This is a genomic window from Streptomyces sp. NPDC002784 (assembly GCF_053592135.1).
On record NZ_JBSFVD010000004.1, the window covers coordinates 1 to 18322 of the forward strand.

Below are 18322 nucleotides of genomic sequence, written 5' to 3' on the forward strand. Positions count from 1 at the left end.
ACGCCCGGTTACATTCCGAACCCGGAAGCTAAGCCTTACAGCGCCGATGGTACTGCAGGGGGGACCCTGTGGGAGAGTAGGACGCCGCCGAACAAATTGTGAGAGAACCCCCGTACCGTTTATTCGGTACGGGGGTTTTCTGCGTTTCGGCTACGGTGTTCGGCATGAACTACAAGGTCCGTTCCATACACGCCGACGAGTGGCCGCGGGCCAAGGCTCTGCGGCTTGCCGCCCTTCAGGACCCCGTGGCGCATCTCGCCTTCCTGGAGACCTACGAGGCGGCCGCAGCCCATCCCGACTCGTTCTGGCGGGAACGTGCCGCGGGAAGCGCCGAAGGGGCGTCCGGCGCGCAGCAGATCATCGCCGAGGGGCCGGACGGGGAGTGGGTCGGGACGCTGACCGTGCTGATCGAGGAGGCCGGGACGACCGACTGGGCCGGGTTCCCCGTCGAGCGGAAGCAGGGGCATCTCGTCGGAGTCTTCGTACAGCCCGAGCACCGGGGCATCGGGCTCACCGAGGTGCTCTTCGACGCCGGCCTGGAGTGGGCGTGGGCGCAGGGCGCCGAGCGGGTGCGGCTCATCGTGCACGAGGACAACGGCCGGGCGCAGCGGCTGTACCGGAAGGTGGGGTTCGAGCCGACCGGGGTCACCGTGCCGCTGCCGCAGACGCCGGGCGCGATCGAGCTGGAGTTCGCGATCGAGCCGGAGTAGGGCTACACCGGCAGTTCGTCGTGCGGCCAGCGGGCGCGGGCCTGTTCCCGGGACCGCAGGAGGGCCAGGGTCGGCAGGCCCCGGTCCGCGCCGGTGGCCAGCAGCTCGGGGAGCTGGGGCAGCGGGGCGACGGCCGCGACGTCGTCCAGGACGAGCGTTAGTGGTGGGTCGAGGCGACCGGAGGATGACCGTTCGGCCATGTGCCGGCCGCGCTCGACCACGCTGGAGGCCAGGGCGGTCAGCAGTGGCATCGCGCCCGGGTTCGTGCGGGGATCCTCGATGGATTCACCCACCACATAAAGCGTGCCCCCCTCGTTCACGAAGGAATCCAATGCGAGCGCATCAGTTCGGTTCGGGGTGCACGCCTCGCGGATGTTCACCGTGAACAGGGCGGACAGCGCCCGCGTGGTCAGCTGCTGGGCCATGTCCCGGCGTTCGGGGTGCGCGGTCAGGGCGGCTTCCAGTTCACCGGCGGCGCCGGGGGCGGCCTTCGGGCTGGTGCGGAGGATGCGGACCGCGTCCTGGAGGTGGGTGCCCTGGGACCAGCGGTGCACGTGCCGGATCGTACGGCCGTCTATGGCGGCGGCGTGCAGGGCGCTGCGCAAGAGGGTTTCGGCGGTGTCCGCCACGGCCTGGTCGATCTTCGCGGTGGGTCGGACCGGGGCGAGCAGCGCGGCCGCTCTTGCCGCCGCCGTCCGCTTGTCCTCGCAGCCCGTCGTCGGCGACCAGTGGAGGCGGGACGGCGTGTCGCAGAGGTGGGCGGGGTCGTAGAGGTGGACCGGGCCCAGTTTGGCGCGGGCGTCCTTGGTGTCCTGCCAGACGGCCGGGTTGGAGGTGATGACCAGCGCCGGGCCCTCCGCGTCGCGTACGGCCTGGGTCGCGGTGGTGTGCCGGGTCTCCCGAGGGGCCACGAAGACCCTCTCCCAGGCCGGTAGCGGCGTCGGGGGTGTGGGTGCGGCAGCGGGAGCGGCGGGCTGCTGGACCGGCTCGGGTCTCGGTGCGGGTACCTCGTGCTGGACCGGCGCCGGAATCGGCCGGGGCACCGGTTCCGGGGTCGGTTCCGGGATCGGCTCCGGCTCGGGCGGGGCCGGCCGTTCCTCCCGCCGCCGTGCCCTGACCGCACGCCACCGGGTCACCGTCCCCATCACGAACACGGTGAGCACGATCAGCACCATCAGCTGGCCGATGAACAGCCCCCAGAACAGCCCGTACCCGGAGAGCTCCGCCTCCGGTGTCTCCGGCCAGGCGCCGGTGATGTCCTGCGGGGCGCCGAAGAGGTAGCGCAGGGCGAGCGGGGTGCGGGCGAAGGTGACGCCGGTCGGCCAGGCGCCGTGGGCGAGCAGACCGGCCAGACCGGTCGCCGTCCACACCATCGTGGTCAGGCCGAGCAGGAACGCCAGGAGGCCGAGCACCAGCCCGTCGGGGATGCCGCCCGCTGTCTCCTGCCGCCGGTCGTCTGCGCGCACGCCGTCGCCCCCTTTACGCCACCGTCGACTCGTCGCCGAGGTGTTGTTCCACGAAGGCCGCCGCCCGCTCCTCCGCCTCCAGCTCGGCGGCGCGCAGGGCGTCTTCGTGCAAGTGGTCGGCGGACGATTCGGTCATCGCGCGGTCGGTGAAGACCAGCGGCCGTTCGGTCTCCGTGACCAGGTGTTTGACCACCTGGACATTGCCGTTGACGTCCCAGACGGCGATACCCGGGGTGAGGCTGGGGATGATCTCCACCGCCCATCTGGGCAGCCCGAGCACCCGGCCGGTGGCCCTCGCCTCGTCCGCCTTCTGGGCGTAGATCGTCCTGGTCGACGCCATCTTCAGGATGGCCGCTGCCTCCTTGGCCGCCGCCCCGTCCACGACGTCGGACAAGTGGTGGACGACCGCCACGAAGGACAGCCCCAGCCGTCGGCCGAACTTCAGCAGCCGCTGGAACAGCTGGGCCACGAAGGGGCTGTTGATGATGTGCCAGGCCTCCTCGACCAGGAAGATGCGCTTCTTCCGGTCGGGGCGGATCCAGGTGTGCTCCAGCCAGACCCCGACGATCGCCATGAGGATCGGCATCGCGATGGAGTTGCGGTCGATGTGGGACAGGTCGAAGACGATCAGCGGGGCGTCCAGGTCGATGCCGACCGTCGTCGGGCCGTCGAACATGCCGCGCAGGTCACCGTCGACCAGGCGGTCCAGTACCAGGGCGACATCGAGTCCCCAGGCCCGTACATCGTCTATGTCGACGTTCATCGCCTCGGCCGACTCCGGCTCGGGGTGCCGTAGCTGCTCGACGATGTCGGTCAGGACCGGCTGGCGTTCCACGATGGTCTCGTTGACGTAGGCGTGGGCGACCTTGAGCGCGAAGCCGGAGCGCTCGTCGAGGCCGTGGCCCATCGCGACCTCGATGATGGTCCGCAGCAGCGCGAGCTGCCCGGTCGTCGTGATCGCCGGGTCGAGCGGGTTGAGGCGGATGCCCTGGTCGAGCGCCGCCATCGGGTCCAGCCGGATGGGAGTTATCCCCAGCTCCTGCGCGATGAGGTTCCATTCGCCGGCGCCGTCCTCGCCCTGCGCGTCCAGCACGACGACCTGTCGGTCGCGGAAGCGCAGCTGGCGCAGGACGTACGTCTTCTCCAGTGCCGACTTGCCGTTGCCGGACTCGCCGAGGACGAGCCAGTGCGGCGCCGGGAGCTGCTGGCCGTACAGCTGGAAGGGGTCGTAGATGTACCCCTTCCCGGAGTAGACTTCGCGGCCGATGATCACGCCCGAGTCGCCGAGGCCGGGCGCGGCGGTCGGCAGGTAGACGGCCTGCGCCTGGCCGGTCGAGGTGCGCACGGGCGGGCGGGTCGTCTCGACCTTGCCGAAGAGGAACGAGGTGAAGGCGTCGGTGAGGATGGACATCGGATCCCGCATACGGCCCTACCTTCGAATGCCGGTGGCGAACGGGAGCGTGTTCACAAAGGCGCGGTGGTGCTCGCGGTCGCACCACTCCAGCTTCAGGTACGACTTGCCGGCCGAGGCCCGGATGGTCCGCTTGTCGCGGGCCAGGGCTTCGGGGGAGCGGGAGGAGACGGTGATGTAGCCGACCAGGTTCACGCCGGCCGCACCGCTCGCCAGGTCCTCTCCCCGCTGGTCGAGGCGGTTGTGGGCGGCGATGTCGCGGGGGTCGACGGTCCGGTTCATCTTGGCGGCGCGGGACGCCTCCGCCTCGTCGTTGGTCTTCTCCGTCAGCATGCGCTCGATGGCGATCTCGGTGGGTTCGAGGTCCATCGTGACGGCGACCGTGCGGATGACGTCCGGGGTGTGGACCAGCAGCGGGGCGAGGAAGTTCACGCCGACCGGGGTCATCGGCCACTCCTTCACCCAGGCCGTGGCGTGGCACCAGGGGGCGCGGGTGGAGGACTCGCGGGTCTTGGCCTGGAGGTAGGTGGGCTCCATGGCGTCGAGCTCGGCCGGCCAGGCGTTGCGCTTGGTCATCGCCTGGATGTGGTCGATCGGGTGGTCCGGGTCGTACATGGAGTGGATCAGCGAAGCCAGCCGCCCCTGACCGAGCGGCTGCCGTACGCGGATGTCGGCCTCCTGCAGCCGTGAGCAGATGTCGGTGAGCTCACGGGCCATGACGACGGCGAGCCCGGCGTCCTTGTCGACCTTGCGGCCGTGCTGCGGTCGCGCGGCCCGGGCCATGGCGTGCGCCTCGGCGGCCAGTTCGCGCGTGTAGTGCATGCACGCGACGAGGTAGGCGCGGTGCTGCTCGCTGCTGGTGGACACCATCGACTGCAACTGGTCGTACGACTGCTGGAGCCACGGCAGTGCCTTGTCGTCCCCGCGTACGGCGACGTCCTTGGCGTGGGCGTCGGGGTCGGCGGGGAGGGTGCGGGCGAGCATCTGGATGCGGGTGACGAAGCCGTCGCCGTTGGCCACGTGCTTGAGGAGCGTGCCGAAGCGGTCGACGAGGGCTTCCTGGTCCTCGGAGTCGCGCAGACCGACGCCCGGTCCCTCGATCTCGATGGCGGCGGTGACGGTTCTGCGGTCCGCGTGCAGCAGTACGGCGATCTCGTCGGGTCCGAAGGGGGCGGCGAGCCAGGTGATCCGGCCGATGCCGGGCGGCGGGCCGATCTCCACCTCGCGCCCGTCGATCCGGATGCCGGCCTCCATCACCGCCGAGCGGTAGACGGTGCCCCGGCGCACGGTGCGCTTGAAGCTGCGGTTGATCTCGAACCACTTGTAGAACGTCCGGCGCTTGTACGGCACGTAGACCGCGGCCAGCGCCAGCAGCGGGAAGCCCATGAGGAGCACGATGCGCAGGGAGAGGACGGGGACGAGGAGCCCGCACATCATGCCGAGGAACGCGCCGCCGATGATCAGTGCGATCTCGCCGGTCTCGCGATTGCGGCCGACGATCGCGTTCGGCCGGGCGCGGCCGATCAGATATGTACGGCGGGGCGTGACCGGATGGGACACGTGGGACTCGGTCGTCAACGCCCTTCACCTCCCGTGCGGTTGGTACTGCTGTTGCGGGTGTTGCTGGCGTGAGGCGTGTTCAACGCGCTGCCGCCGGAGCGGGGCACGGGTGCGGCGGAGGGGACAGATCCGCCGCCTCCGTTCGCGGTGCGGGAGCTGTGCGCGGCGACTCCGCCGGCCGCCTGGTTGGCGGGGCGGGGGCCTCCGGCGGACTGGCCGTTGCTGTCGGCCCGGGTGCTGTGGGTCTTGATGCCCTGGGCGACGAGGGTCGCGGGGGAGCTCATGACGGCCGCGGCCTTGCTCTCGGCGCCCTGCATGATGCGGTTGCTGCGGGAGCCGGCGATCTCGTCGCCGAAGCCCGGGACGAAACGGTAGATCATCGCCGAGGCGAAGATGGCGAGCAGGATGATGGCGAGGCCGGAGACGACGGCGGAGAAGGCGTCGGGGCCGTCGTCGGCGGAGAGTGCTCCGGCGAGGCCGAGGACGATCACGATGACCGGCTTCACCAGGATGACGGCGATCATGATGCCCGCCCAGCGGCGGACGTGGCCCCACAGGTTCTTGTCGACCAGGCCCGCGTAGACGACGGTGCCGAGCAGGGCGCCGACGTACAGCAGGGCGGCGCGGATGACGAGCTCCAGCCAGAGGACTCCGGCGGCGAGGATGCTGACGAGGGAGACGACGATCAGCATGATCGGTCCGCCGCCGATGTCCTCGCCCTTCTCCAGGGCGCCGGAGAAGGTGCCGAAGAAGGTGTCGGTCTGGTCGCCGGTGGTCTTCGCGAGGACCTCGGAGATGCCGTCGGTGGCGGAGACGACGGTGTAGAGGATCAGGGGGGTGAAGGCGGACGCGAGGACGGTGAGCCAGAGGAAGCCGATCGCTTCGCTGATGGCGGTGGTCACGGGTACGCCGCGCACGGCGCGCTTGGCGACCGCCAGCAGCCACAGCAGCAGGGTGAGGATGGTCGACGCCGCGAACACGACCGCGTACTGCTGGAGGAACTTGGGGTTCGTGAAGTCGACGGTCGCGGTGTCCTTGACGGCCTCGCTGAGCTTGCCGACGGTCCAGGCGGCGGCGTCGGCGCAGCCCTTGGCGAGGGAGGAGAGGGGGTCGAGGGTGGTGGTGGGGTCGAGGGTGGAGGATCCGCCGGAGCGGCCCGAGCCGTTGTCGCTTTCGCAGTAGTCCTTGGCGGGGCCGACGATGAGGTCACAGTTGTCGTCCGACGGGGTCGGGGACGGTGTGGGTGCGGCCACGGCGCGCGTGGCCATCAGCACAGCCGCTGCCTGTACGGCGGTGAGAGCGGCGGCGACCTTCAGTACGCGGTGCGGGCTACCGGGCATACGTGAAGCCTCCGTACTCCTCGACGGCCTTGGCCATCTCGTCGGCGCTGGACGCCTTGTTGTCACCGGGGACCGGCGCGGGCCCGTCCTTCTGGGCGAAGCTGTCGACCTTCCAGTCGCTGTCCGCCCAGCGCAGCTGAAGGGTCATGGTGAACCAGTCGCTGCTGACCGGGTCGGTGGAGCCCTCACCTGCCGTGCCGAACACGCCGGTGCACCAGACCTCGACGGCCGCGGCGGTGTCCGAGTAGCTCGTGACCTTGGTGCCGATCGGCATCGTGCGGGAGACGTACGTGTTGCCCCCCGTGGAGTTGCCGTTCTCGTCGAGGCCGAGATTGCTCAGGAACTCCGTGGAGTAGGCGGCGTTGAACTTGTCCTCCAGCTCCGCCTGCTTGTCAGTGACGAAAACCTGCCGCACGATCTCGGAGCGCCGGGCCGGCTTGAGCATGTCGGCCGACACCAGCGTCACCGCATAATTGGCCGCCGCACTCTGCGCCCCCTGCTCATCCTGCGCGAAGCCCGCTTCCACCGGCCGCTCCCCGCTAGCCGCCGTAGCCGCTGCCTGGGGTTTGTTCTCGGGGTTCGGGTTGGGTGATGAATCGTCTCCTCCGCGGTTCGCGAAGGCGATTGCCGCGATGAGGAGGACTGCGACGCCGACCACCGTGACCAGGCTCCGGGGCGACGAGCGGCCGGCTCGTCGTGGGGTGCCGTACGTGTCGCCGCCGCCCTCGGGCAGCCGTGTGCGGGTCTGGCCCGTGCCTCCGTAACCGCCGGAGGCCTCCCGCTCGTCTCCGAGACTCATGCCGCGTACGCCCCCTCACCGTCGTACCCAAAGCCGTGGAAGCCGTTGGAGTACGACGGTAGCCGTGCTGGTTCCCGCGCGGGCGCGGTGTGGTGACTCGACATCAGGGAAACGCAACCTCAGCCGGTGGGCACGACGGGGGGTGGGAGGGGAGGGGTGATCGTTGCTACACGGCCATGCCGTACACGATGGTGAAGAGCGTGCCGAGGGAGCCGATGATGAAGACTCCCGTCAGGCCCGCGATGATGAGGCCCTTGCCCTGCTCGGCGCTGAAGGTGTCCCGGAGGGCAGTGGCGCCGATGCGCTGTTTGGCCGCCCCCCAGATGGCGATGCCGAGGCACAGCAGGATGGCCACTGCCATCACCACCTCGATCATCACCTTGGCTTCGTTGCCCAGGCTGCCGAAGGGGCCCCAGTCCGGAGCGATCCCCCCGATGATGGTGTTGATGTCTCCCTCGTCGGCCGCAAAGAGCATGTAAGTCACCGCCCCTGGTGGGTAGTTCCGTATCCCCTGCGTGGGCGCAGAGGTCAGGCCTCATTCTCGCTGACGATGACGCCGTCGTATGTCGACTTGGCGTCATTGATTGGCGGGTTTCGTACGAATACCTTGTGAGGAGTCGTATCGTCACTCTGTGTATCACGGCTGGTCACGCCGGGCAACGAAGTGGGAGCGGAACCTGCTGTGCGATTCCGTCGTTGACCCCTCTTACGGCTACTCGCCCGACTCGTACGGTTTCTGACGGCCGGTCGGGTGACGGGTCGGGGAGATGTTCCCCGGGTGAAGGCTATCTTCCGATCGTGCGGCGGTCCGCGGTGAGCCGGTGGGACCTAGTCGCCCCCGCCGCCCCCGCCGCCGTCACCGCCCCCGCTCCCGCCGTCGCCTCCGCTGTCTCCTCCGTCGCCGCCGTCCGAGCCCCAGCCGTCGCTGCCGCCGGGCTCGTTGTCGTCGCGGCCCCTGCCGAGGTTGCTGAACCAGGGGCGGTCCCAGGTCTCGTCGGGGGCGAACGGCTCGCCCTCGTAGCTGCGGCGGCGCTCCGAGCGGAACCGGGCCGAGCCGGTCGTGTCCCCGAGTCCGAAGGTGACGGCGAAGACGTGCGCCATGACGGCGTCCAGCGGGTCGGCGCTCTCGTGGTGCACCGGGGAGAGGGGCACCAGGACGGTGTGCGGATCGGGGGTCTGCCTGCGCGGGGGACGGCTCAGCAGGGCGACGCGCCGCTCGTCGCGCAGCAGCCACGAGCTGGTCGCGTTCTCCCGGCGCAGCACCCAGTGCTGTCCGGGCAGCCGCAGCTCCACGTAGTTCTTCGACTTGCGGAGCTTCCTGCTGAGGAGGGGCTGCGCGGTGACCGTGCCGACGGTCACGCGCAGGCCCTGGGAGGGGTCGGTGGTCCTGGAGCTGAAGCCGTTGGGGGCCCGGACGCGTACGACGGGCGCGTGCGGTCCCCATACGTCCACGCGCACCAGCTTCCGGTCCACGGTGACGGTGACCGGTCCGGCCGGCCCCGGCGCGTACCGGCGCGCGATCCACAGGGGTACGCCCTCGGACCGGGCCCGGTCCGCCAGCGCCGCCACCTGCCCGGGCCCGCCGCACCGCCGTACCGCCAGCTCGCCCAGCTCGCGTGCGAATGGGGCGGCCTGACGGAGCTTCAGCGGGGTGCAGGTGCCGGTGAGCCGGGTGACCGGGACGGTCCCGGGGCCTTCCGGCAGCCGGTTCAGCGGGCGTTCCGTCCCGCCGCCGCCGAGCCAGTACCCGCGCCGGTAGGCGTCGGCCATGGCGGCGAGGTTCAGCTCGCCGAGCGGGGTGGTCCGGCCGCCCCTGCGCAGCGCCTCCTCGGTCAGTGCCACGGTCCGTGCCAGCGGATTCCATGACTGCTCGCCGTAGCGCACCTGGTTCATGCCGTCCCCCGTCCCTCGATCCCCTACGGGGAGTGACTGTCGGCCGGGTGCGTTCGGTTCCCGGCGGCGGTCCCGGGGATGCCGTCAGCGGGGCTTGAGGCCGTGCAGGAGGGTGTGGACGAGGTCCTCCAGGCCGGCCAGGGCCTCCTCGGGCGCGAGCATGCCGCCGGCGGCGAAGGCGGCGAGTCCGTGCAGGCTGGCGCCGGCGATGAGGGTGAGCTGGGCGGGATCGCCCTCGACGATCTCGCCGCGCCGCTGGGCGTCGGCCAGAACCCGCTCCAGGGTGCCGACCGTGCGGTCGATCGCCGACGCCATCTGCTCGTAGGCGTCGGGGTCGTGCTTGCGGGCGTACATCAGTTCCAGCAGCTCGGCGTTGTCCAGGGCGAAGCGGAGATAGGCGCGGGCCAGGGAGGTGATCCGGGGTTCGAGGGGGAGGGCGGGGTCGTCGGCGGCCCGGAGGGTCTGCTCCAGGCGGTCGTAACCGGCGAGCGCGAGCGCGTTGAGCAGGGCCTGCTTGTCCTTGAAGTGGCGGCCGGGCGCGGCGTGGCTGACGCCGGCCTCGCGGGCCAGTTCGCGCAGGGAGAGCGCGGTGACGCCTTTCGTCCGCAGGGTGCGCTCGGCACCGGCGAGCAGGGTGGAGCGCAGGTCTCCGTGGTGGTAGGGGCGGCTTTCGGGCATGGGGCCATCGTAGCCGGATGTTGTCATCGTCAGCTTTGTTGTCGGCGTCAGCATTGTTGTCATTGACAGCATTGTTGTCGGCGCCTACATTCGGGGGTATGACCCAGACGCAGCAGTGGAACGTGACCGACCTGCCCGATCTCAACGGCCGTACGGCCGTCGTCACCGGTGCCAACAGCGGCATCGGTCTCACCGCCGCCCAGGCGCTGGCCGGGGCGGGCGCGCATGTCGTCCTCGCCGTGCGGGACCTTGAGCGCGGCCGGGCCGCCGCCGCGGCCGTGTCCGGCAGCACCGAGGTGCGGCGGCTCGACCTGGCCGACCTGGCGTCCGTGCGGGAGTTCGCCGCGGGGTGGGAGGGCCCGCTGCAGGTGCTGATCAACAACGCGGGCGTGATGATGATCCCGCGGCAGCGGACCAAGGACGGCTTCGAGATGCAGTTCGGCACCAACCATCTCGGGCACTTCGCCCTGACGAACCTGCTCCTGCCGTACGTCACCGACCGCGTCGTCACCGTCTCCTCCTCCGCCCACCGCTGGGGCGACGAGGCGATTCACTTCGACGACCTGAACAGCGACGCGGCCTACGGCCCGCGGGGCGCCTACGGGCAGTCCAAGCTGGCGAACCTGCTGTTCACGCTGGAACTCCAGCGCCGGCTGACCGAGTCCGGCTCCCGGGTCCGCGCCCTGGCGGCCCACCCCGGGTACTCGGCCACCAACCTCCAGAGCCACGCCGCGAGCCGGGTGGCCCGGCTGGCGATGCGGTTCTCCAACAGGTACGTGGCCCAGAGCGACCGGGCGGGCGCCCTGCCGACCCTGTACGCCGCCACCCAGGACCTGCCCGGCGCCTCCTACGTCGGCCCCGACGGCCGGGGCGAGTGGCGCGGCGGCCCCACCCTGGTGAGCCGGTCCCGGGCGGCGAGCGATCCGGCCACGGCCCGGCGACTGTGGACGGTCTCAGAGGAACTCACGGGTGTGGTGTGTCCGTTGGAACTGCAGGTGGCCTGAGCCCCGTGGAGGTGGCCGATCGATGCCGAGTCTGCTCGCCGTGTTCGGGCACCCGGACGACGAGTCGCTGTCCGCGGGCGGAGTGCTGGCCCGCAATGCCGCGGAGGGCTCTCCTACGGCGGTGGTGACGGCGACCTGGGCCGAGCACACCCACCGGGGCGCCGAACTCGCCGAAGCGCTGCGCCTCCTCGGCATCCCCGAGCAGCCCCGGATGCTCGGCTACGCCGACTCCCGCGTGCCCGAGTCGGCCCCCGGCAGCCCCCGGCTGTGCGACGCGCCGCTGGACGAGGCGGTCGGACGACTCGTCGCCCACCTGCGGGAGTTCTGCCCGGACATCGTCGTCACCCACGACGCGTACGGCGGCATCACCGGCCACGAGGACCATGTGCACACCCACCGCCTGACCATGCTGGCCGTGCAGGCGGCGGGGCTTGAGCGGCTGTACCCGGAGGCCGGCGCCCCCTGGCGGCCGCGGGCGCTGTATCTGGCCACCCACCCGCACTCGGCGGTCCGGGTGCTGGGCGACTTCGCCGAGGCCGGCAAGGGCATGCGGACGGTGCCGGACGAGTGGGTCACCACCACCGTGGACGTCCGCCCCTGGCTGCAGCGCAAGTGGGCGGCCGTACGGGCCCACCGCAGCGAGGCCGAGCGCGGGGCCGCGCCGGGCCTGCTCGCCGCGCTCCCGGCACAGGTACGTGAGGGAATCCTCGGCACGGAGTGGTTCATCCGCCATGAACTCATGACCGGCGCGCGAACCGGCGAGAGCGCACTGCGCGCCTAGGAAGGCTGGGAAGGCAGGGAGTCCCGCAGGGCCTTCGCGGTGGTGGCCGGGTCGTAGTCCTCCGCCACGCCCTCGACCAGGATGATGTCGCCCTCGATGTGCCGGGCGCGCAAGGGGGCGATCTCCTGGTAGGCGGGCGAGTCCCACCACTGGCGGGCCTCGGCGATCGACGGGAAGCCGATCATCACCACGTCCCCGGCCCAGTCGCCCTCCATCGTCTCGTGCCGCCGCCCGTGGACGAGGAAGCGGCCGCCGTACGGCTCGAAGGTGGCGCTGATGCGCTCGATGTACTCGGCGATCTCCGGGTGCGGGGTGATCTTCCGGAGATGGGCGATGGCGTACGCGGTCATGTCGGGCGTCCTTCCGTTCGGGCGGTCGGGCTCCTTACGTCCACGATCGTGTCAGCGGGGCATGACCCGGGTCGATGACCTCTCGGGTAATGCTTCGGGGCCGGCTGCCCGGACGGGCCCTGGTTGCGCCGGAATTCCCGTGGGAAGCTCCTAGACTGACGCGGGCGGACTCCCGGCGGGCGAGGGGCGGTTGACGGTGCGTAAGGCATGGATCGTGGCGGGTGCCGCTCTCGCGGCGGGGCTCAGCTTCGTGATGCTGCTCGTCGTCGGGGTGTACGTCGTCGCCGGGAACCTCGCCAACGGCATCGGCGGCGGGGCCAAGGCGCTCGCCAAGGGGGCGGTGCCCGCCGCCTACCAGGCGCTCGTGCAGAAGTGGGGCAACCTCTGCCCAGCCATCAACCCGGCGCTGCTCGCCGCCCAGCTCTACCAGGAGAGCGGCTTCAACCCGAAGGCGCAGAGCCCGGCTGCCGCGCAGGGCATAGCGCAGTTCATCCCCGGGACCTGGGCCACGCACGGCATCGACGGCGACGGCGACGGCGACCGGGACGTCTGGGACCCGCAGGACGCGATCCCGTCGGCCGCGTCGTACGACTGCGAACTCGCCTCCTACGTCAAGGACGTGCCGGGCGACGCGACGAAGAACATGCTCGCCGCCTACAACGCCGGGGCGTACGCGGTCATCAAGTACGGGGGCGTGCCGCCGTACCGGGAGACCCAGAACTACGTGAAGACCATCACGACCCTCCAGGACAGCTTCGCCGCGCCCGTCGGGCGGGTCGACCCCTCGAAGCAGGCCGCAGGGGCCATCTCCTACGCGCAGAAGCAACTCGGGACGCTCTATCTGTGGGGCGGGGACGGCACCGCGGAGGACGGCGGCCGGTTCGACTGTTCCGGACTGACCAAGGCCGCGTACGAAAGTGTCGGGATCTCGCTGCCGCGTGTGGCCAACGACCAGTACAACGCGGGACCGCATCCGGCCAGGGACGAGCTGCTCCCCGGGGACCTCGTGTTCTTCTCCGACGACCTCACCAACTCGCGGGCCATCCGCCATGTGGGGATTTATGTCGGTGGCGGGTACATGATCGATGCCCCGAGAACAGGTGCTGTGATCCGGTTCGACCCGATCGACACCCCTGACTACTTCGGAGCCACCCGGGTCACCGAGGATGGCGCGAAAGCGCTCCCCACCGAGGTGTGAGCGCAGCGTGAACCCACCCCCTGAGCTGCGGCGATGTGTCTCTCTTCGATAACGTCTGAGTGATCATTCAGTGGAGCGTGGAACGTATCAACAGGAGCCGTGCGTTCCTGATGACGTAGCGGGAGACACGACGAAGGGGCCGCAGCACCATGGCTGGACTCGCAGCATCCGGGTCGAACCCCGACGTCGACCTGCTCTATGACATCAATGGCCTGGCCAAGGACGCACCGCAGTGGTTCGACGGCGTGATGGCGTACGTCGGTGAGTACGGGCTGCTCATCGCCATGGTGCTGCTGGTGCTGTGGTGCTGGTGGTCGGTGCGCAGGCGGGGCGGGGAGGACGCCGCCCCGTCCGTCGCCGCGCTGGTGTGGGCGCCGCTCGCGGCCGGGCTCGCGGTGCTGGTGAACGTCCCGATACGGGGCTTCGTGGAACGGCCGAGGCCCTTCCTCGACCACCAGGGCCTGGACGTCCTGGTCTCCGGCAAGACCGACTTCTCCTTCGTCAGCGACCACGCGACGATCACCATGGCCATGGGGGTCGGGCTCTTCATCGCCCACCGCAGGTTCGGGCTGTTCGGCATCGGCCTCGCACTGCTCGAAGGCTTCTGCCGGGTCTACATGGGCGTGCACTACCCGACCGACGTCATCGGCGGGTTCGCGCTCGGTACGGCCGTGACGCTGCTGCTGTCCCCGGTCGCCGCGGCACTGCTGACCCCGCTGACGAAGGCGATCGAGCGGTCGCCCCGGGCCGGATGGCTGATCCGCTCCCGCAAGGAGCCCTCGTACGACGGACGGGACGCCCTCGTCCCCGGGGCGCGCGCGGAGAGCGCCGACGCCGCGGAGCGGGACCTGGCCGCCTGAGGCCGCCCCTCACAGCGCCTGGGGGAAGGAGAAGAACCCCTCCGGGTCGTACTGCCTCTTCAGCCGGGTCAGGCGGGGGGCCGCGTCGCCGTAGTACGCCTCGCGCCAGTTCTTCAGGCCCGGGTCCGTGTAGTTCTGGTACGCCGCGCCGGACGCGTACGGCCGCATCGCGGTGTGGGCCTCGGTCAGCCAGGACCGGGCCGTGGCGCCGCTGGTGCCCGCCCGCCAGGCGGCGATGTACTGGGCGAGCATGCGGGAGCGGCGGTGCACGAACGCCGTGGCGGTGGGCGGGACGCGGTTGACCGCGCCGCCGAGGGCCGTGAGGGCGACGCTGCCGGAGCCGCCGCGGACCGACTTCATCCGGCTGAGCAGGGTCTGGATGCCGGCCGGGGAGAGCGAGCGGTCGAAGAAGTCGGACTTCGCGGCGTACGTCTCGCGGCCCAGGGCGCCCTGCGGGGAGCGGCCCGGGGTGGCGCCCGGGAGGTGGCACTGGGCGTCGGTGGCGAAGGAGGAGCAGCCGGCGTAGAGCTCCATCGACTCCTCGTAGGAGCGGCGGCGCAGGGCGACGCTGGTGGCGGAGGCGCCGACGCGGTCGGCCAGGCGGTCGACGGCGTTCTGGAGTTCGCCGTAGGTGCCGAGGGAGAAGGCGGTGACCGAGACGGTCGGGGTGCCTCCGGTGGCGTTCGCCAGATGGAAGGACGACCAGATCTCGTCGGGCTGGGCGGGGCCCCATTCCTGCCAGGTCTTCAGTACGGCAGCGGCCCTCGGCCAGGGCCAGGACAGGTACGCGGTGACGGCCTGGGGGGCGGGGTGGGTCTTGAACCGGAGTTCCGTGACGATGCCGAAGTTGCCGTTGCCGGCGCCTCGCAGGGCCCAGAAGAGGTCCGTGTTGGTGGTGGCGTCGGCGGTCAGCTGCTTGCCGTCCGCGGTGATGAGGGTGGCGCGGGTGAGGCTGTCGCAGGTCAGGCCGTAGGCGCGGGAGACCACGCCGTGGCCGCCGCCGAGGGTGAGGCCGGAGATGCCGACGGTGGGGCAGGAGCCGGCGGGGAGGGTGACGCCCTTGGCGGCGAGGCCGCGGTAGACGTCGATGAGTTTGGCGCCGGCGCCGATGACGGCGGTGCCCCCGGAGGCGCGGATCTTGTTGAGCTGGGAGACGTCTATGACGAGGCGGCCGTTGCCGGAGGACCAGCCCGCGTAGGAGTGGCCGCCGTTGCGGATCGCCACGCGGAGGTCGTGGGCTCGGGCGTGGGCGAGGGCGGTGCGGATGTCGGCCTCGTGGGCGACGTAGGCGATGGCTGCGGGCTTCAGGGTGTCGAAGCGGGTGTTGTAGAGCTGGCGGGCGGTGGGCCAGGTGCGGTCGCCCGGGCGGACGAGGGGGCCGTCCAGGGCACGGGCGAGGGCGGACCAGCCTCTGGGGGTGTTGGGGGTGGTGGCGCTGGTGGTGCGCAGTGGGGGGCGGGTGCCGGTGCCTGTGCAGGCGGCGGTTGTTGTTGCTGTGAGAGCGGCTGCGCCGCCGGCGATGAAGGTGCGCCGTTCCATGTCGCCTCCCGGGGTTACGTGGAACGAGACGGGGTGGTGGGGGTGGGGGTTCCATGTCGGGTGCGGCTATGGGGTGATTTCGCCCCCGCCGCCCCTACCCGTCCCCATCCCTGGGGGCTGCCGCCCCCAGACCCCCGCTGTCGGCCCTGAACGGGTCTCGTCCTCAAACGCCGGACGGGCTGGGAGTGGTGTGGGCCTCCGCGTCTCTTCTGGCCTGGCTTCTGGCTCTTCTTGCCGGGCCCTTCCAGCCGCAGGTGCACTGGGCCGCGCAGAACGGGCCCTGTTCGATCGTGGCTGTGCGGTGGGGCGGGGGCGCGGGCGGGGCTTCTTCGTGTGCCACGGGGACAACCGTACCGAGGGCAGGTAAAGGGTTTCTATGGGCGTCGGGGTGCGTTACGGGGGGCTCCCGGTCGTCGTTAGGGACGACGACGAGGGGCCCGTGACGGACGTACCCGCTGGGGGGTAGGCAGGCGATGGCGGAGCGGCGGTTCAGGCGGCGGGGAGCCGTGGTCGCGGCGGGGGTCGTGGCCTGTGTGGGGGGTTGCGGGACCGCCCCTGACGACGGGCGGGGCGGGGAGCCCGCGGAGGTCGTGCGGCGGGCCGCCTCCGTGCTGGTCGAGGCCCGGAGCTCCAAGGCCCGTACGTCCATGGAGATGGCCACCGGCGGGACCCGCGTCACCATCCGCGGCGAGGGCGTCTACGACTTCCGCCGGCAGGTCGGGCGGCTGAAGGTGCTGCTGCCCCAGGATCCCGCCGGGGACTCCGCCCACCGCCCCATCACCGAACTCCTCGCGCCCGGCGCCCTCTTCATGAAGAACCGCGGCGCCGGGGTGCCCGCCGACAAGTGGGTCCGGGTGGAGACCGCTTCCATGGCGGACGGAAATCTGGTCACCGGCGGTGCCACCGACCCCTTCACCGCCGCCGAACTCCTCCTGGGCGTACGGTCCGTCACCCTCGTCGGGGAGGAGCGGCTCGGCGGGGCCGCCGTCACCCACTACCGCGGTACCGCCGACCTGCGGCGCGCCGCCGATCTCGCCTCCGACGGATCGCGGGGCGCGCTCGCCGCCGCGGCGAAAGGGTTCGCCACCGCCCAGGTGCCGTTCGACGTGTACCTCGACGACGAGGGGCGCATCCGCAAGATCCGGCATCGGTTCAGCTTCGTCAACGGGCAGCGCAAGGACGCCGTCGCCGTGGCCTCGACCACCCTGCTCTTCGACTTCGGCGTCCCCGTCGACGTACGGCTGCCCGCCCGCGACGACATCTACGCCGGACGCATCGCCGAGGAGTGAGGGTCCCCGACGGTCGTCAAGGACTAGCCCGTCCGTGCCATGCGCGGTGTGTAGGCCGCTCCCTACTCTAGGAAGTCGGTAACGGCAGAGAAGAGGTGATGCGCGTGGCTCCGGTCGGCGGTACGGCAGTTCAGGACCACGTGGCCCTCGCCGAGATCGAGTTGTGCGGGGAGCTCATCATCGCGGCCTCGGCCGCCGAGGACCGGCTCAGCATGGAGAGCATCGACGAGGTGCTCCGGGTCGCGGAGGAGCGGGACGCCCGTGGTTCCGGCTCCCCCGACCGATGATTTTCGGCCTCAGGTCCGCAGCAGACGGCCGATCGCCTTCGTCGCCTCTTCCACCTTCGCGTCGATCTCCTCGCCGCCCTTCACGGCCGCGTCCGCGACGCAGTGGCGCAGGTGCTCCTCCAGCAGCTGGAGGGCGAAGGACTGCAGCGCCTTCGTCGACGCCGAGACCTGCGTGAGTATGTCGATGCAGTAGACGTCCTCGTCGACCATCCGCTGCAGGCCCCGGATCTGGCCCTCGATCCGGCGCAGCCGCTTGAGGTGCTCTTCCTTCTGCTTGTGGTAGCCGTGCGTGGCGTGCTCATGCTCGGAGGGCGCCGTGGCGCCGGCCTCGGTCGTCGTCATCGCGTCCTCCAGACATATACCCCTACTGGGTATATCGTACCGAACTTTGCTGGGTATAGGGCCCTTGGTACGCCCCCGTGCTGATCACTGTGCCTGATGGGCGACACTGGGGGACGGCCCATTAGCCGTGGCCGGATGATGCGCCTAGCATCAGCCTGACCGAAACCGAAGCACCCCGAGGACCACACGTGCGCTTTCGTCTGACCCCCAGGGAGACGAGCTTCTACGACATGTTCGCCGCGTCCGCGGACAACATCGTCACGGGCTCGAAACTCCTCATGGAACTGCTCGGGGCGGACACCGCCGGCCGGGCCGAGATCGCAGAGCGTATGCGGGCCGCGGAACATGCCGGTGACGATGCCACGCACGCGATCTTCCACCAGCTGAACTCCTCGTTCATCACGCCCTTCGACCGCGAGGACATCTACAACCTCGCGTCGTCCCTCGACGACATCATGGACTTCATGGAGGAGGCCGTCGACCTGGTCGTCCTCTACAACGTCGAAGAACTGCCCAAGGGCGTCGAGCAGCAGATCGAGGTGCTGGCCCGGGCCGCCGAGCTCACCGCCGAGGCCATGCCGAACCTGCGGACCATGGACAACCTCACCGAGTACTGGATCGAGGTCAACCGGCTGGAGAACCAGGCCGACCAGATCCACCGCAAGCTGCTCGCCATGCTCTTCAACGGCAAGTACGAGGCCATCGAGGTGCTCAAGCTCAAGCAGATCGTGGATGTCCTGGAGGAGGCGGCCGACGCGTTCGAGCACGTGGCGAACACGGTGGAGACGATCGCCGTGAAGGAGTCCTGAGGCGCC

19 protein-coding genes and 1 rRNA gene are annotated in these 18322 nt (G+C 70.7%); 9 read left to right on the forward strand and 11 right to left on the reverse strand.

Features of this window, described 5'->3' with window-relative positions; translation table 11 throughout:
- Together rrf and ACWD1Z_RS09895 are read left to right on the forward strand one after the other, a co-directional pair.
- A 5S ribosomal RNA gene (gene rrf / locus ACWD1Z_RS09890) occupies positions 1 to 93 on the forward strand; the annotation flags it as partial.
- Positions 94 to 164: 71 nt separating this feature from the next.
- Entirely contained in the window at positions 165 to 710 is a 546-nt protein-coding gene (locus ACWD1Z_RS09895; RefSeq protein ID WP_451117163.1) for a GNAT family N-acetyltransferase, read from the forward strand.
- Between the two features lie 2 nt (positions 711 to 712).
- Here the strand turns inward: ACWD1Z_RS09895 and ACWD1Z_RS09900 are convergent, their stop codons facing one another.
- The 8 genes from ACWD1Z_RS09900 to ACWD1Z_RS09935 all read right to left on the reverse strand — a co-directional run bounded on the left by ACWD1Z_RS09900 (position 713) and on the right by ACWD1Z_RS09935 (position 9857).
- Positions 713 to 2176 (reverse strand): type IV secretory system conjugative DNA transfer family protein, encoded by a 1464-nt coding sequence (locus ACWD1Z_RS09900; RefSeq protein ID WP_451117164.1) that lies wholly within the window; start codon positions 2174 to 2176, stop codon positions 713 to 715.
- Positions 2177 to 2189: 13 nt separating this feature from the next.
- Complete coding sequence (locus ACWD1Z_RS09905) at positions 2190 to 3599, reverse strand: ATP-binding protein (protein ID WP_451117166.1); 1410 nt, start codon at positions 3597 to 3599, stop codon at positions 2190 to 2192.
- A gap of 6 nt (positions 3600 to 3605) precedes the next feature.
- Entirely contained in the window at positions 3606 to 5165 is a 1560-nt protein-coding gene (locus ACWD1Z_RS09910) for an SCO6880 family protein (RefSeq protein ID WP_451117168.1), read from the reverse strand.
- Positions 5162 to 6487, reverse strand: coding sequence for a hypothetical protein (locus ACWD1Z_RS09915; protein WP_451117170.1), 1326 nt, complete (start codon positions 6485 to 6487; stop codon positions 5162 to 5164). Before ACWD1Z_RS09915 ends, ACWD1Z_RS09910 begins: the two co-directional genes overlap by 4 nt.
- On the reverse strand, positions 6477 to 7286 hold the full coding sequence (locus ACWD1Z_RS09920) for a hypothetical protein (RefSeq protein WP_451117172.1): 810 nt from the start codon (positions 7284 to 7286) through the stop codon (positions 6477 to 6479). Before ACWD1Z_RS09920 ends, ACWD1Z_RS09915 begins: the two co-directional genes overlap by 11 nt.
- Positions 7287 to 7452: 166 nt before the next feature.
- On the reverse strand, positions 7453 to 7761 hold the full coding sequence (locus tag ACWD1Z_RS09925) for a hypothetical protein (protein ID WP_019526682.1): 309 nt from the start codon (positions 7759 to 7761) through the stop codon (positions 7453 to 7455).
- Between the two features lie 353 nt (positions 7762 to 8114).
- Complete coding sequence (locus ACWD1Z_RS09930; RefSeq protein WP_451117174.1) at positions 8115 to 9179, reverse strand: hypothetical protein; 1065 nt, start codon at positions 9177 to 9179, stop codon at positions 8115 to 8117.
- An 84-nt stretch (positions 9180 to 9263) separates the two neighbouring features.
- The gene (locus tag ACWD1Z_RS09935; RefSeq protein ID WP_451117176.1) at positions 9264 to 9857 is read right to left on the reverse strand and encodes a TetR/AcrR family transcriptional regulator; all 594 of its coding nucleotides are present in this window, start codon (positions 9855 to 9857) and stop codon (positions 9264 to 9266) included.
- 98 nt (positions 9858 to 9955) lie between these two features.
- Between ACWD1Z_RS09935 and ACWD1Z_RS09940 the strand changes: the two genes are divergently transcribed.
- Together ACWD1Z_RS09940 and ACWD1Z_RS09945 are read left to right on the forward strand one after the other, a co-directional pair.
- Complete coding sequence (locus ACWD1Z_RS09940) at positions 9956 to 10861, forward strand: oxidoreductase (protein WP_451117177.1); 906 nt, start codon at positions 9956 to 9958, stop codon at positions 10859 to 10861.
- A 22-nt stretch (positions 10862 to 10883) separates the two neighbouring features.
- Positions 10884 to 11642, forward strand: a complete 759-nt coding sequence (locus tag ACWD1Z_RS09945; protein ID WP_451117179.1) for a PIG-L deacetylase family protein — start codon at positions 10884 to 10886, stop codon at positions 11640 to 11642.
- On the opposite strand, the gene ACWD1Z_RS09950 is transcribed toward ACWD1Z_RS09945, so the two are convergent.
- Positions 11639 to 11992, reverse strand: a complete 354-nt coding sequence (locus tag ACWD1Z_RS09950; RefSeq protein ID WP_451117180.1) for a DUF1330 domain-containing protein — start codon at positions 11990 to 11992, stop codon at positions 11639 to 11641. The two genes, ACWD1Z_RS09945 and ACWD1Z_RS09950, sit on opposite strands and share 4 nt — an antisense overlap.
- A 253-nt stretch (positions 11993 to 12245) precedes the next feature.
- Here ACWD1Z_RS09950 and ACWD1Z_RS09955 point away from each other — a divergent pair, with 253 nt between their 5' ends.
- Both ACWD1Z_RS09955 and ACWD1Z_RS09960 read left to right on the forward strand, forming a co-directional pair.
- Positions 12246 to 13190: a C40 family peptidase gene (locus ACWD1Z_RS09955; RefSeq protein ID WP_451117838.1), complete on the forward strand. Its 945-nt coding sequence runs from the start codon at positions 12246 to 12248 to the stop codon at positions 13188 to 13190.
- 149 nt (positions 13191 to 13339) lie between these two features.
- Positions 13340 to 14050 carry a phosphatase PAP2 family protein gene (locus ACWD1Z_RS09960; protein WP_451117182.1) on the forward strand — a complete coding sequence of 237 codons (711 nt, stop codon included), beginning with the start codon at positions 13340 to 13342 and terminating at the stop codon, positions 14048 to 14050.
- A gap of 9 nt (positions 14051 to 14059) precedes the next feature.
- On the opposite strand, the gene ACWD1Z_RS09965 is transcribed toward ACWD1Z_RS09960, so the two are convergent.
- Positions 14060 to 15589 (reverse strand): FAD-binding oxidoreductase, encoded by a 1530-nt coding sequence (locus ACWD1Z_RS09965; RefSeq protein ID WP_451117184.1) that lies wholly within the window; start codon positions 15587 to 15589, stop codon positions 14060 to 14062.
- 473 nt (positions 15590 to 16062) lie between these two features.
- On the opposite strand from ACWD1Z_RS09965, the gene ACWD1Z_RS09970 reads away from it, so the two are divergent.
- Together ACWD1Z_RS09970 and ACWD1Z_RS09975 are read left to right on the forward strand one after the other, a co-directional pair.
- The gene (locus tag ACWD1Z_RS09970; protein WP_451117185.1) at positions 16063 to 16878 is read left to right on the forward strand and encodes a hypothetical protein; all 816 of its coding nucleotides are present in this window, start codon (positions 16063 to 16065) and stop codon (positions 16876 to 16878) included.
- 98 nt (positions 16879 to 16976) lie between these two features.
- A complete protein-coding gene (locus ACWD1Z_RS09975; RefSeq protein WP_451117187.1) occupies positions 16977 to 17165 on the forward strand; it encodes a hypothetical protein in 189 nt (62 codons plus the stop codon).
- Positions 17166 to 17174: 9 nt separating this feature from the next.
- Here ACWD1Z_RS09975 and ACWD1Z_RS09980 read toward each other — a convergent pair whose 3' ends face one another.
- Positions 17175 to 17507 carry a metal-sensitive transcriptional regulator gene (locus ACWD1Z_RS09980; protein WP_451117188.1) on the reverse strand — a complete coding sequence of 111 codons (333 nt, stop codon included), beginning with the start codon at positions 17505 to 17507 and terminating at the stop codon, positions 17175 to 17177.
- 188 nt (positions 17508 to 17695) lie between these two features.
- Between ACWD1Z_RS09980 and ACWD1Z_RS09985 the strand changes: the two genes are divergently transcribed.
- Entirely contained in the window at positions 17696 to 18316 is a 621-nt protein-coding gene (locus tag ACWD1Z_RS09985) for a DUF47 domain-containing protein (RefSeq protein WP_030043659.1), read from the forward strand.
- The last annotated feature ends 6 nt before the right edge of the window (positions 18317 to 18322 follow it).

Excerpts from the sequence above, each read along its gene's own strand:
- ACWD1Z_RS09895 (WP_451117163.1), top strand. The coding sequence starts at position 165 with ATGAACTACAAGGTCCGTTCCATACACGCCGACGAGTGGCCGCGGGCC.
- ACWD1Z_RS09905 (WP_451117166.1), bottom strand. The coding sequence starts at position 3,599 with ATGCGGGATCCGATGTCCATCCTCACCGACGCCTTCACCTCGTTCCTC.
- ACWD1Z_RS09915 (WP_451117170.1), bottom strand. The coding sequence starts at position 6,487 with ATGCCCGGTAGCCCGCACCGCGTACTGAAGGTCGCCGCCGCTCTCACC.
- ACWD1Z_RS09920 (WP_451117172.1), bottom strand. The coding sequence starts at position 7,286 with ATGAGTCTCGGAGACGAGCGGGAGGCCTCCGGCGGTTACGGAGGCACG.
- ACWD1Z_RS09925 (WP_019526682.1), bottom strand. The coding sequence starts at position 7,761 with ATGCTCTTTGCGGCCGACGAGGGAGACATCAACACCATCATCGGGGGG.
- ACWD1Z_RS09930 (WP_451117174.1), bottom strand. The coding sequence starts at position 9,179 with ATGAACCAGGTGCGCTACGGCGAGCAGTCATGGAATCCGCTGGCACGG.
- ACWD1Z_RS09935 (WP_451117176.1), bottom strand. The coding sequence starts at position 9,857 with ATGCCCGAAAGCCGCCCCTACCACCACGGAGACCTGCGCTCCACCCTG.
- ACWD1Z_RS09940 (WP_451117177.1), top strand. The coding sequence starts at position 9,956 with ATGACCCAGACGCAGCAGTGGAACGTGACCGACCTGCCCGATCTCAAC.
- ACWD1Z_RS09945 (WP_451117179.1), top strand. The coding sequence starts at position 10,884 with ATGCCGAGTCTGCTCGCCGTGTTCGGGCACCCGGACGACGAGTCGCTG.
- ACWD1Z_RS09950 (WP_451117180.1), bottom strand. The coding sequence starts at position 11,992 with ATGACCGCGTACGCCATCGCCCATCTCCGGAAGATCACCCCGCACCCG.
- ACWD1Z_RS09955 (WP_451117838.1), top strand. The coding sequence starts at position 12,246 with ATGCTGCTCGTCGTCGGGGTGTACGTCGTCGCCGGGAACCTCGCCAAC.
- ACWD1Z_RS09960 (WP_451117182.1), top strand. The coding sequence starts at position 13,340 with ATGGCTGGACTCGCAGCATCCGGGTCGAACCCCGACGTCGACCTGCTC.
- ACWD1Z_RS09965 (WP_451117184.1), bottom strand. The coding sequence starts at position 15,589 with ATGGAACGGCGCACCTTCATCGCCGGCGGCGCAGCCGCTCTCACAGCA.
- ACWD1Z_RS09970 (WP_451117185.1), top strand. The coding sequence starts at position 16,063 with ATGGCGGAGCGGCGGTTCAGGCGGCGGGGAGCCGTGGTCGCGGCGGGG.
- ACWD1Z_RS09975 (WP_451117187.1), top strand. The coding sequence starts at position 16,977 with ATGCGCGTGGCTCCGGTCGGCGGTACGGCAGTTCAGGACCACGTGGCC.
- ACWD1Z_RS09980 (WP_451117188.1), bottom strand. The coding sequence starts at position 17,507 with ATGACGACGACCGAGGCCGGCGCCACGGCGCCCTCCGAGCATGAGCAC.